This window comes from Bacillus sp. AFS018417 (assembly GCF_002560985.1).
GTDB lineage: Bacteria > Bacillota > Bacilli > Bacillales > Bacillaceae_G > Bacillus_A > Bacillus_A rhizoplanae.
Genome location: NZ_NTTM01000004.1, coordinates 191,371 through 203,494, shown reverse-complemented (window position 1 = coordinate 203,494; position 12,124 = coordinate 191,371). Strand labels below are relative to the sequence as shown.

12 protein-coding genes are annotated in these 12,124 nt (G+C 37.3%); 8 read left to right on the top strand and 4 right to left on the bottom strand.

What is annotated here, in order from left to right; genetic code table 11:
• Nucleotides 1–35: 35 nt before the first annotated feature.
• Nucleotides 36–890: a CvfB family protein gene (locus CN326_RS03205; protein ID WP_098306144.1), complete on the bottom strand. Its 855-nt coding sequence runs from the start codon at nt 888–890 to the stop codon at nt 36–38.
• Between the two features lie 258 nt (nt 891–1,148).
• Between CN326_RS03205 and CN326_RS03200 the strand changes: the two genes are divergently transcribed.
• The gene (locus CN326_RS03200) at nt 1,149–1,640 is read left to right on the top strand and encodes a YajQ family cyclic di-GMP-binding protein (RefSeq protein ID WP_098306142.1); all 492 of its coding nucleotides are present in this window, start codon (nt 1,149–1,151) and stop codon (nt 1,638–1,640) included.
• Between the two features lie 24 nt (nt 1,641–1,664).
• On the opposite strand, the gene CN326_RS03195 is transcribed toward CN326_RS03200, so the two are convergent.
• Nucleotides 1,665–2,957 carry an alpha-amylase family glycosyl hydrolase gene (locus CN326_RS03195; protein WP_255258083.1) on the bottom strand — a complete coding sequence of 431 codons (1,293 nt, stop codon included), beginning with the start codon at nt 2,955–2,957 and terminating at the stop codon, nt 1,665–1,667.
• 332 nt (nt 2,958–3,289) lie between these two features.
• Here CN326_RS03195 and CN326_RS03190 point away from each other — a divergent pair, with 332 nt between their 5' ends.
• From CN326_RS03190 to CN326_RS03165, 6 genes are all read left to right on the top strand, one after another.
• The gene (locus CN326_RS03190; protein WP_098306138.1) at nt 3,290–4,579 is read left to right on the top strand and encodes an ammonium transporter; all 1,290 of its coding nucleotides are present in this window, start codon (nt 3,290–3,292) and stop codon (nt 4,577–4,579) included.
• A 217-nt stretch (nt 4,580–4,796) separates the two neighbouring features.
• Nucleotides 4,797–5,054, top strand: a complete 258-nt coding sequence (locus CN326_RS03185; protein ID WP_098306136.1) for a DUF3947 family protein — start codon at nt 4,797–4,799, stop codon at nt 5,052–5,054.
• A 294-nt stretch (nt 5,055–5,348) separates the two neighbouring features.
• Nucleotides 5,349–5,585 (top strand): hypothetical protein, encoded by a 237-nt coding sequence (locus CN326_RS03180; RefSeq protein WP_098306134.1) that lies wholly within the window; start codon nt 5,349–5,351, stop codon nt 5,583–5,585.
• 768 nt (nt 5,586–6,353) lie between these two features.
• Nucleotides 6,354–7,304 (top strand): metal ABC transporter substrate-binding protein, encoded by a 951-nt coding sequence (locus tag CN326_RS03175; RefSeq protein ID WP_098306132.1) that lies wholly within the window; start codon nt 6,354–6,356, stop codon nt 7,302–7,304.
• Between the two features lie 78 nt (nt 7,305–7,382).
• Nucleotides 7,383–8,090 (top strand): metal ABC transporter ATP-binding protein, encoded by a 708-nt coding sequence (locus tag CN326_RS03170; RefSeq protein ID WP_098306130.1) that lies wholly within the window; start codon nt 7,383–7,385, stop codon nt 8,088–8,090.
• Nucleotides 8,036–8,860 carry a metal ABC transporter permease gene (locus CN326_RS03165; protein WP_098306128.1) on the top strand — a complete coding sequence of 275 codons (825 nt, stop codon included), beginning with the start codon at nt 8,036–8,038 and terminating at the stop codon, nt 8,858–8,860. The genes CN326_RS03170 and CN326_RS03165 overlap by 55 nt, the downstream gene beginning before the upstream one ends.
• A gap of 116 nt (nt 8,861–8,976) precedes the next feature.
• Here CN326_RS03165 and asnB read toward each other — a convergent pair whose 3' ends face one another.
• A complete protein-coding gene (gene asnB / locus CN326_RS03160) occupies nt 8,977–10,824 on the bottom strand; it encodes an asparagine synthase (glutamine-hydrolyzing) (protein WP_098306126.1) in 1,848 nt (615 codons plus the stop codon).
• Between the two features lie 141 nt (nt 10,825–10,965).
• Between asnB and CN326_RS03155 the strand changes: the two genes are divergently transcribed.
• A complete protein-coding gene (locus tag CN326_RS03155; RefSeq protein WP_098306124.1) occupies nt 10,966–11,517 on the top strand; it encodes a DUF2777 domain-containing protein in 552 nt (183 codons plus the stop codon).
• A 181-nt stretch (nt 11,518–11,698) separates the two neighbouring features.
• On the opposite strand, the gene CN326_RS03150 is transcribed toward CN326_RS03155, so the two are convergent.
• Nucleotides 11,699–12,052: a YisL family protein gene (locus tag CN326_RS03150; RefSeq protein ID WP_098306122.1), complete on the bottom strand. Its 354-nt coding sequence runs from the start codon at nt 12,050–12,052 to the stop codon at nt 11,699–11,701.
• Nucleotides 12,053–12,124 lie beyond the last annotated feature (72 nt).

Genomic DNA, 12,124 nt, shown 5'->3' with positions numbered 1-12,124 from the left:
GCCGAACAAATTAGATTTGTTCGGCTGTTTCGTCATTATTTCTTAAAATATGTCCAACCTTCTTCTTGATAAACCTTTTCTTCTTTCATCAATTTACCAAGAGCACGTTTGAAAGCTGCTTTGCTCATGTTAAAGCGCTCTTGAATATCTTCTGGATGACTCTTATCCCAAAATGGCATTGCACCGCCGCGACTTTCCATATACTCATAAATAACCGCTGCATCATCTTCCATTCCTTCTTGTTTACGAGGAAGAAGTGAAATGTTGATTGTTCCATCTTCTTTTACATCAACAATACGGCCTGTTACGCGCTCTCCGATACGTACTTGCTCTTTACGCTCAGAATGGTGCAAGAATGCACGAAAATGTTCATCCGTTAATACAAACGATCCTACTTGCAAAGAACGGTACACACGACCGTTTACATTTTTATTGCGCATAGATGGCGTTGCATCAACGATGATTTCTTGCATATCTGAATCCCTTGCCGGAAGAGCAATAAGACGACCACGATTCGTTAATTTTAATGTGCAGTATAATTCATCGCCCTCTTCCGGCCAAACCGGCGTATAAATCGGAAACTCATCAGCTGGAATTAATATATCTTTTGAAACACCAATATCAACAAACACACCTAGACCAGGCTTTACTTCCACAACTTTAACCCAGTTCCAATCATTTGTTGTAATAGCCGGCGTCTTCATTGTTGCAGCAATTCGTTCTTGGTGATCAAGATATAAAAACACATCAATTGTGTCGCCTTCTTCAATCTCTCCAGCTACTTCATTTTTATGTAAAAACACTTCATCTTCTTCGTAACCGACCATATACCCAATCTCTGTTTCGCGTAAAACTGTTACTTGTTCAATCGCTCCTGGTTGTAGCTTCATATTTTTAATTCCCTTCTCTATATAAAATTTATCTTATTCTAACGGGTGGTATCCTTATTGTTTCTTAATGTAAAAACAGCTCATAAAACTAAATTAACATAACTGACTATCAATGGGGATACCCCCACTGATGGAAGTTTCACTTTATTTTTTTATCATTCCAAACAAAGTTTCATTATACACGTTTTTTCCTTTATTTGTCCAACTCGCCAAAATTAACTATAATAAGAGTTGGAATTTAATTTGGAGGTGCTTACTATGGCAAAAGATAGTTCTTTTGATATCGTTTCAAAAGTAGAATTTCCAGAAGTAACAAACGCTATTAACATCGCGTTAAAAGAAATTCAAAATCGTTATGACTTTAAAGGAAGCAAAAGTGATATTAAATTAGAAAAAGAGGAAATCGTTTTAACTTCTGATGATGAGTATAAACTTGATCAAGTAAAAGACGTTCTTATTTCAAAATTAATTAAGCGTGAAGTTCCTATTAAAAACTTAGATTACGGAAAAGTCGAAAGTGCTTCTGGCGGTACAGTTCGTCAACGTGCAAAGTTACAACAAGGCATTGACAAAGAAAACGCTAAAAAAATCAATAACATTATTAAAGACTTAAAATTAAAAGTAAAAACGCAAGTACAAGACGATCAAGTTCGCGTAACAGGTAAAAGTCGAGATGACTTACAAGCAGTTATCACAGCTGTGCGCGGTGCTGATTTATCAATCGATGTACAATTTATAAACTATCGTTAATTGTACATGAAAAAAATCCTCTAATTAAGAGGATTTTTTTCGTTTCTTCACTAATACAATAAAAATCATGAACAACAAATAAACGCAAACTAGTGCCAAAATAAACGACCAGTTCCACCCCGTTTTTTCTGCAAGCGCATATACGTTAGCCGTTTCTCTTTTCATCACAAGATAATATTCCCCGTTTTCTTCTCGTACCATATCATCTTCTAATAACCCGCGCAGCTCACGATTTTCTCCAACTTCACTTGCGGCAAGCGTCACCTTTTGCGTTTCTGTTGTATTATTAATAGCAATAAACGTTGTTTCGTCTTTATACATGCGTTTTATAATGCTCATGCCATCTTTATCATACAATAGTTCAAACGTTCCGTACCGAAGAGATGGTAATGTTTTTCGAAGTTCTCCTAATCTCTCTATATACTGCACAAACTTCTCATCCGTTTTAAAATCCATTAAACGACGATTATCCGGTGTCTTCCCTCCATCTAGCGCAATTTCAGTACCGTAGTATATAAACGGAACACCCGGTGATGTATATAAATAGGCAAGTGCTAATTTCAAACGGGCCGGTGGATAATATTTATTTTCTTTTGCGATTCTAACAAAACGCTCCGTTTGACTATTATCTACAAACGTCCCTTCCATACGATCGCCGTCCATTTTCGTCACATCATACAATGGCTTTACAGAAATATTCGGCTTTGCAAATACCTCCGTAATACGCTGCTGATAAGCCTGATTAAATCCTCCTTCACTTTGCATATCCTCTATTACAAAGAAATTTTGTTTCACACTCTGCACAGCTGCAATCACTTCATTCAAAAATGACCTCGTGACATTCTCATTATGTATCAAATGGTAACCGTCTATATCTGTTTCCTTAATCCATTGTTTAGCACCTTCAATAGTGCCCGTTTCATCTTCATTATCCACTACAAATTCAAGCATAACTTTCATCTCTCGCTTGTGTGCTTCTTGGACAAGTTGCTGCATGTCCTTCATCGTTCCAAAATGTTCATTCATTTTTGTTAAATCAGTAGGATGATAACCGTCATAACTACTACTTTCAGTAGGCGGTGACAACAAAATAGAAGTAAAGCCCATCCCTTTTATATAATCAAGTCGTTTTATAATCCCTTGTATATCTCCCCCTTGATATGCTTCTAAATTATTCGTATCAATCCCTTTATCATTTTTAGAATCACCATTATTAAAACGATCGATCATAATAGAATACACAATTTCATCTTGCCACTGACTCGTTTCCTTCGCTGACACATGAATCGGTAATTGAAATAAAAATAATAGACACATGAAACATAGAAAATACTTCCCAAAATCCCTCTTCACATTGCTTCCCCCAAATTATTTTTCTAATTATAGGAAAAGTATAACAATTTATCCTTATCTCGTATACTCATGCATTTCGATTACACAAAAGCAATATTTTTCCTTACCTAAAGTGAAACTTCCATCAGTGGGGATCTTACTGCCCGTTAATGTGGAATAAAAATTTATCATGTTACATTTCCTTACATAACAAATTAAATTTTCTGAAAAATCTGTTGATTTATTTTCAATTATTGAATATGATACTAAATATAACTTTCAATGTTAATTTTTATAACATTATAGGAGGGGAAAAGATGAATATGGAGGATACAGTATTTCTTTTTTTATCTACCGTGATGGTGATGATTATGACACCTGGGCTTGCCTTGTTTTACGGAGGAATGGTTCGCAGTAAAAACGTACTTAGTACAACGATGCACAGTTATAGTGCAATGGCCATCGTGTCCATTCAATGGATTTTTATCGGTTACTCTTTAGCATTCGGACCGGATTGGAATGGACTTATTGGTAGTTTCGATTGGTTCGGCCTACAAAATGTTACTTTCACACCAAATGAAGCCTACAGTGCTACAATTCCACACAACTTATTCATGATGTTTCAACTCATGTTTGCAATTTTAACTCCCGCTTTAATTTCTGGTGCATTCGCAGAAAGAATGCGATTTTCCGCTTTTCTCATTTTCATCTTACTTTGGACGACACTTGTATACGATCCCGTTGCTCATTGGGTTTGGGGGCTAGGCGGATGGCTTCGAGAACTCGGAGCACTCGATTTTGCAGGGGGAAACGTTGTTCACATTACATCCGGCGTGGCAGGTCTTGTATTAGCCATTTTCCTCGGAAAACGTAAAGATGCCCACGACTCTTCACCCCATCACTTACCATTCACAATCTTAGGAGCAGGATTATTATGGTTTGGTTGGTTCGGCTTTAACGTCGGTAGCACATTAACATTAAATGACGTTGCACTCACAGCTTTTATTAATACAAATACAGCTGCTGCAGCTGCTGCACTTACATGGATGCTTACGGAATGGTTCTTCCAAACAAAACCAACTGTACTAGGTGCTGCTTGCGGAGCCATTTCTGGTCTCGTCGCGATCACACCAGCTTGTGGTTTTGTGACACCATTATCTGCCCTTATTATAGGTTCAATCGGCGGTGCACTTTGCTTCATGGCAGTCTATTTCTTAAAACATAAACTCGGTTACGACGATGCACTTGATGCCTTCGGTTGCCACGGTATTGGCGGAACTTGGGGCGGCATTGCAACAGGACTATTCGCTACAAAATCCGTTAACAGTGCAGGGGCAGACGGATTATTTTACGGAAATGCAGCACTTCTATGGAAACAGCTGCTCGCAGTCGGAGCAACCTATGCCTTCACAGCCATAGCCACGTATGCAATTATTAAAGGAATTAGTTTATTCCTACCAGTTCGCGCCCATGAACATGAAGAGAAAATGGGGCTCGATCTTTCCCTTCACGGAGAAAGGGCGTATGAACAAGTCGAAACTCCTCTTATTGGAGATATTTTAGACGGAAAGTTAAATCACCAAAGTGTTTACAACTCTCCCAAATAGGTCGTGTTTAAACGAAATGACGAAAAGAGGATTTCATAACGAAATCCTCTTTCTTCTATTATTAAAGTTAGATGAAAAAAATGTACTGATATCAACAAGAATAAAACTACTTAATAAGTAATCTACCTAATTTGATCAAAGATACGCTCTTTCCCTAGATATAGGGCATAACATGTAAAAAGAATCCAACTACTATAAAGGAGCGCTATGAATTATTATGATAAATCCATTCTTTAACAATACAAGACAAGTAGGCGTGGGCGCAGGTGTGGGTGCAGGTGCTGTCACATTTAGTTCTGCCCAACAAACACTTCATGCAATTCATCAAACGATGGCAACAGATCCTCTTTTTACACATGTCGTATATCATTATGCTACGCCCCATTATATTGTACATCACCCTGTTATCTCCCATCATGTTATGTATCCAGCTGCTCTCTCGACAATTCCCTTTGGCTCAATATATTATCTCTAAGGAAAGCTTTCGGCTTTCCTTTTTTCTTTACACAAATGAAGTGAAACTTCCATAAATGGTCTCCCAATGTTGGAAAGCTCTCACCAATCGGGCGCATGCCAGCAGTTATCCCCCACCTATCTTCTTCGCTTCTCTCTCAATCTGGAGGTGGAGGTCTTACCGCCCCAAAATAGCGGGATAAAACTACTTAATAGGGCATCTACCTAATTTGATTAAAGGTACGCTCTTTCCCTAGATATGGAACATAACATGTATAGAGAATCCACCTACTACAAAGGAGCGCTATAAATTATTATGATAACTCCAGTCTTTAACAATGCAAGGCAAGCGGGCGTGGGTGCCGGCACATATGCTGCTGCACAAGAGACACTTCATGCAATTCATCAAGTGATGGCAACAGATCCTCTTTTTACACATGTCGTATATCATCATGTTATACCCCATCACATGGCATATCATCATGTTATACATCATGTCATGTATCCAACCGATCTCTCGACAATTCCGTTTGGTTCAATGTACTATCTCTAAGGAAGGCTTTCGGCTTTCCTTTTTTCTTTATACAAATGAACTGGATATCCTATACATCTCATTATCAAAATCAATATGTCTAATACACTATCAAAACTGACACAAAAGATATTTCATTTATCCATTAGTCGGTTCGCCCTACTTGTCTCATCAGATAGGCTGTTTCCTACAATACGAAAATTATTCCTTACAATTAGTACAATATTTTCATATGACAGCGTCAGTATATAGTATGTACTTGTGACTATATACTTGCTATAATCTAAATCGAAACAATTTCGTTTTATACAAGCAGAGTATTTTTTCATTTAAATCTGTTCGTAATGTACTTAAGAATCAAATTACAGGTGCCACTGTAATTGCACTAAATAAAGTAGACTTAGTAAATGAAAAGCAATATATCACAATAGAATTAAAACTATTACAATCCAGGATATTCCTCCAATATCTAGGGGACAATTTAAAAAATGGTTAACATCTTTACTAGCAGGTATAGTGAAAGGAAAAGGATATATGGCATTAAAAGATGGAGATATTACTCACATTCAAAATGCCTATATGTCCCAGTTTTCTTTACAATAAGTGAATTTTCGGATTGATAAAAGATGAAAAAAGGAGCCCCCATCTATCTTCTTCGATTCTCTCTCAGACTTGAGGTGGGAGTCTTACTGTCCCAAAATTGCGGGAGTGGTAGTATTCTTTTTGTAAATCGTAATTACTATTATTTATATTAAGTTTCATATTTGTAATAAGGAGAATGAGTACATCATGAAAAAATGGAAATATGGTGCATTAGTAACTGCTTTGGCCCTTTCAACTGCTATTGCGGGCTGTTCTAAACAAGATGAGTCAAAAAGCAATACAAAACAAGACAAGTCTCTTAAGGTCGTAACAACATTTTACCCTATGTACGACTTTACTAAAAATGTGGTTGGATCCAATGGAAATGTAGATGTGTTAATTCCTGCTGGGACAGAACCACACGATTTTGAACCCACTCCAAAAGATATTGCTAAAATTGAAAATGCCGATGTGTTTGTATACAACAGTGACTCTATGGAAACATGGGTACCTAAAGTACTAAAAAGCCTTGATAATAAAAATATAAAAGTGGTAGATGCAAGTAAGGGTATTTCACTTATAGAAGGAACAGCTGAGGTTGAAAAAGATAAGCATACTAATAAGGAACAAGGACATCCAATGGATCCTCATGTATGGTTAGATCCAGTGTTAGCCCAAAAAGAAGTAGAAAATATTAAGCAAGCAGTTATAGAAGCAGATCCAACCCATAAACAAGATTATGAAAAAAACACAGATCAATTTACTGCAAAGCTAAAAGATTTGGATAACCAATTTAGAACAACTCTCGGTAATGCAAAACATAAAGAATTCGTGACGCAACATGCGGCATTTGGGTACTTAGCAAAAGAATATGGTCTTACCCAAATTCCAATTGCTGGTCTTTCTCCTGATCAGGAACCAAGTCCAGCCAAATTAGCGGAACTTCAAAAGTATGTAAAGGACAACAATATTAAAGTCATTTATTTTGAGGAAGTAACTTCTCCAAAAATAGCAAAAACCCTTGCGGATGAAACGGGAGCAAAAACAGTTGTATTAAGTCCAATTGAAGGAATTACAAAAGAAGAACAAGCCAAGGGAAGCGACTATATTAGCTATATGAAAAAGAACTTGGATGCACTAAAACAATCTATTATGTAATAGCAATAGTAGTGCGTTTTACAATCATGTAAAACGCACTTTTCTACTTACACCTAAAGAAAGGAAAAGGCGGATTTCATGAAAATCATATCTATGAATCAGGTTCAATTTAAGTATGGAAACGAAACCATTTTAGAAGATATTTCTCTCGATATAAATAGTGGTGAGTTTGTTACACTGACTGGGCCGAACGGAGCGGCAAAATCTACTCTGTTACGAATTATGTTAGGCTTATTAAAACCCTGGAGAGGAACCGTAAACATCAGTAAAAAAAATGATCAAGGACAGAAACTTATCATTGGTTACGTCCCTCAACAAGTTTCTTCCTTTAATGTAGGATTTCCAAGTACCGTGTTAGAGCTTGTACAATCTGGTCGTTTTCCTCGTGGAAAATGGTTTCGTTCACTTTCTAAAGAAGATCATGAGCATGTTAAGCAAGCGCTACTTGGAGTCGATATGTGGAAATTTCGTAATAGCAAGATTGGAGAGTTATCAGGAGGACAAAAGCAACGCATTTGTATCGCTCGTGTCCTAGCTTCCGAACCAGACATTCTAGTTTTAGACGAACCCACTACCGGCATGGATTTTGAAAGTCGCAATCATTTTTATCAATTGATGAGACATCATGTCACAGAACATGGACGAACGGTCATCATGGTTACACATGACTTGGATGATGTAAAACCGTATGCAGATCGAAACATTTATTTAGAAAGAAAGGAGAACACACAATGGAGATGCTTCACTTTGGGTTCATGCAGCGAGCATTTTGGGCAGGTGGATTAATTGCCCTCATAGCTCCTATATTAGGAATGTTTTTGATTTTAAGACGCCAGTCTTTAATGGCGGATACCCTTTCTCATATTTCGTTAGCTGGGGTAGCACTTGGTCTAACTCTTCATTCCAATGTTAATTTAGTTACGATTATCGTTATTATTATTGGTGCATTAGGAATTGAATATATGAGAAATACCTATCGTACGTATTCAGAAGTATCCGTAGCTATCCTTATGGCAGCGGGATTATCCTTTGCTCTCGTCCTAATGAGTTTAAATCAGGGCGGTGTTTCAACTAGTGTAGAACAATATCTGTTTGGATCTATTATCACAATTAGCAAAGAACAGCTTCGTTTCTTAGTAGTAGTTTGTATCTTGGTGGGAATCTATTATCTAGTGTTTCAACGCCCTCTGTACGTATTGACGTTTGATGAAGATACAGCCTTTACAAGCGGACTACCTACAAAATGGCTATCCTTGTCCTTTAGCGTATTAACAGGTCTAACCATTTCCGTTATGATGCCTATTATAGGTGCATTGCTTGTATCAGCGCTTATGATATTACCAGCTGCAATTGCGATGCGTATGGTAAAAGGATTCAAAGTAGCTATTTTATTTAGTATGGCAATAGGCGTCATTAGTATGTTTTTAGGACTCACTTCTTCATATAAATTAGGGACACCGCCTGGGGCAACTATTACACTTGTTCTTGTATTATTTTTAATTTGCGGCCTGTGCATCCAATGGGTTTGGAAATCTATTCGCTCTAATCGCGCATAAAGTGAAAGATATTACAATCTGTCACGTATTGTCTTAACAACAAAAGAAGCAGAGCAGCTTTCAAAATACGCTTATTAAAACTGAGGGTCATAGCTTACACGCTATGACCCTCAGTTTTATTCTTTAATATTTATATTGTACTCCTTAAACCAGACATGAATTTGCCCTAAATGAGCTAACAGCTGCGGCCCCGTCATCAATTGCCCGAACCACGGTGTTTGAAATGCACTGCCCCCTGATTCAATTAACCCATGCAGCTGCTCTTTATCAAATAATTCATGAAGAACGGATTGTTTATCCGTTAATAACTCTTGTAGCCATGAAGTAACTGCCTTCGTATAATACGGATTATGCGTTTTCGGATATGGGCTTTTCTTTCTATACAATACATCATCTGGCAATACACCTTCTAGTGCCTTGCGTAATAGACCTTTTTCGCGGTTTTTATACATTTTCATTTCCCAAGGAATATTCCACGCATATTCGACAAGACGATGATCAGCAAATGGCACACGTACTTCTAAGCTAGCGCCCATACTCATCCGATCTTTTCGATCAAGAAGGGTCGTCATAAACCAAATCATATTTAAATAAAATAATTGTCTTCTTTTTGCATCAAGTACGCTCTCCCCTTCTAAAGCGGGTGTTTCGCGCACTGATTCTTCATAACGATACTGTACATACTCTTGCAATTTGAGTTTTTTACGCCATTCTTTTTTTAACAATTGTTCACGCGCTTCTGTTGATCGCATCCATGGAAACGCACTTGATTGTAAGTCATCTTCGCGGTAAAACCACGGATAACCACCAAAAATTTCATCGGCACATTCACCTGACAAGCTTACGACAAAATCTTGTTTAATTTCTCGGCAAAACCACAACAGTGAGGAATCAATATCCGCCATTCCTGGCAAGTCACGAACAAGAACAGCTTCTGTTAAATGTTCCGCTAAACTTTCGTTAGAAATAACGCAGCGATGATGAATCGTATTAAATGTATTTGTCATTAATGTAATAAACGGAGCGTCTGAATTCGGCTGAAATGCATTCGATTTAAAATATTTTTCATTATCCTCATAATCAATTGAATACGTATGAAGCTTCCCTTTTTCTTCCCGTTCATACGCCATCGCCGCAAATGCAGTAATCGCACTAGAATCGACGCCTCCTGATAAAAATGTACATAACGGAACATCCGATACTAGCTGTCTTGTAATCGCATCTTGCAATAGAAAACGAACTTGTTCCACCGTTTCTTCAAAGCTATGTGTGTGCTCTTCACTCGCGACATTCCAATAACGCCAAACTTTTAGACCGTCTTTTGAAAACGTAAGTGCATGACCTGGACGTAATTCTTCAATTCCAGCAAATATACCATGCCCAGGAGTTCGGGAAGGCCCCAATCCAAGTACTTCCGCTAACCCTTCCGTCGTAACCTCCGTCTTGATATCTCGATGAGCTAAAATAGCTTTTAATTCTGAGCCAAACAACAACCTTCCTGCATCACATTTGTAAAATAATGGTTTAACCCCTAATCGATCGCGCGCAATAAAAATCTTTTCTTCTTCCTCATCCCATACAGCAAATGCATAAATGCCATTCAAATGCTCAACGCATTGCTCTTTCCACTCTATATAGGCTGTTAATAAGACTTCTGTATCGGAATGTCCTTGAAACGTGTATCCTCTATTCCGTAATTCTTTTCGAATATCTTCTGTATTATATAACTCTCCATTATAGGAAATTGTATAACGTTCTTCTTTTTTCATCCGCGTCATCGGTTGTTTTCCGCCTTCTGGATCAACAACAATTAACCGCTTATGCCCAAATGCAACATGATTCCTAAGCCAAACATTCGTATCATCCGGTCCCCTCTTCGCGAGCGTTTCTGCCATCTTCGTTATTGTTTCTTTTTCTTCCAATAACACTTTTGTATAATCAACCCACCCTGTAATGCCACACATTGCTATCACCCTTTCTCATCTCATATCCGCAGTCTGTTTTTATTTTATGCCCAATTTCAATTCTATGTGCCTTGGTTATAAAGAAAGACCGAACTGTCTATAACAAGAATAGAAACTTCTATAAAAAAGGAGGGCACAGGAATGAAACAGCGTAAACATATTTTGTATAGCCAACCGCGTGCTCATACAATCGGAAATGTTGAATATATAAACGAGGAATGGATATTTTTCGATGAAGAAAGCGATGAAGCTTCTTTATTAGAAGATATGATTGAAGATGGATTTGAAGTTTTATATAACAATAATTGGTTACCTGCTCGTTTTTATGAACATAATACTTTGCAAGTAGCAGATGAGCATCATCCGTTGCAAAACGGCGAAACAATTCGGATTCGAAAAAAGTTAATGACAAGCTATCATGAGTGGATAGAAGAACTTCCAGATTCCTCATTTTCACTCGTAACCGAAACATTACAATCGTTAGGCTACTCTTTATACGACTGTATATATTCTCATAATTCTCTATCCTTCCAACCAAAAGACCAGCCATGCGAAGGAGTTAATTTTCTTTTATTTGATAATGAAGAAATGATTTGTTCCCTTCATCACCATTATGTACGCTATTCTACACAAAATAAGGATATATTTAAAATTACAAAAGCAGATGGCGATGAATTGCATATTAACAATTAAAAATAAAGTGAAACTTCCTTCAGTGAGGGGTTTCCACTGAAGGTTAGTTGAACCAATCGGGCTTCTTCGCTTTTCTCTCAATCTTAAGGTGGAGGTCTTACTGCCCGTTAATGCGGGATAAAAACGAGGATGTCTCAAAAGTAATTAAATACTTACTTTTGAAAACATCCTCATTTTTGTATTAAGCAAATGGTGAAAACCCTAGTGGTAATCGTAAACCAAGATATAACACAACTAACAACACAATAACAAATTGAATCCAAAACGCTCTTGTTAATTTCTGTTTGCTTGCTTTCACAAGAATCATTTCCATCGCAGCAATTACCCAAATACCACCGAGCATTTTGATTCCATATAACATAGGCATCCAGTGGACGTCTTTGTAAATTAATAATCCTGATACAATGATCAAAATATACAGCAAACGAACCACCATGTGCATTGCTTTTGCTTGCTTTCCACTCTTATACATCGAATATGTTACAAAAAACAAAATAATCCCGAGCGACCATGCAGTAATATGCATATGTATCATATAAATCTCTCCTCCTCTTTTGCACATTTTTTCACTTTATATGATACCACGTCTATTTCTTTTCAGGAAACA

Bases quoted from the DNA above. Each gene is read 5' to 3' on its own strand.
- CN326_RS03205 (WP_098306144.1), bottom strand. From the start codon at position 890: ATGAAGCTACAACCAGGAGCGATTGAACAAGTAACAGTTTTACGCGAA.
- CN326_RS03200 (WP_098306142.1), top strand. From the start codon at position 1,149: ATGGCAAAAGATAGTTCTTTTGATATCGTTTCAAAAGTAGAATTTCCA.
- CN326_RS03195 (WP_255258083.1), bottom strand. From the start codon at position 2,957: ATGTGTCTATTATTTTTATTTCAATTACCGATTCATGTGTCAGCGAAG.
- CN326_RS03190 (WP_098306138.1), top strand. From the start codon at position 3,290: ATGAATATGGAGGATACAGTATTTCTTTTTTTATCTACCGTGATGGTG.
- CN326_RS03185 (WP_098306136.1), top strand. From the start codon at position 4,797: ATGATAAATCCATTCTTTAACAATACAAGACAAGTAGGCGTGGGCGCA.
- CN326_RS03180 (WP_098306134.1), top strand. From the start codon at position 5,349: ATGATAACTCCAGTCTTTAACAATGCAAGGCAAGCGGGCGTGGGTGCC.
- CN326_RS03175 (WP_098306132.1), top strand. From the start codon at position 6,354: ATGAAAAAATGGAAATATGGTGCATTAGTAACTGCTTTGGCCCTTTCA.
- CN326_RS03170 (WP_098306130.1), top strand. From the start codon at position 7,383: ATGAAAATCATATCTATGAATCAGGTTCAATTTAAGTATGGAAACGAA.
- CN326_RS03165 (WP_098306128.1), top strand. From the start codon at position 8,036: ATGGAGATGCTTCACTTTGGGTTCATGCAGCGAGCATTTTGGGCAGGT.
- asnB (WP_098306126.1), bottom strand. From the start codon at position 10,824: ATGTGTGGCATTACAGGGTGGGTTGATTATACAAAAGTGTTATTGGAA.
- CN326_RS03155 (WP_098306124.1), top strand. From the start codon at position 10,966: ATGAAACAGCGTAAACATATTTTGTATAGCCAACCGCGTGCTCATACA.
- CN326_RS03150 (WP_098306122.1), bottom strand. From the start codon at position 12,052: ATGATACATATGCATATTACTGCATGGTCGCTCGGGATTATTTTGTTT.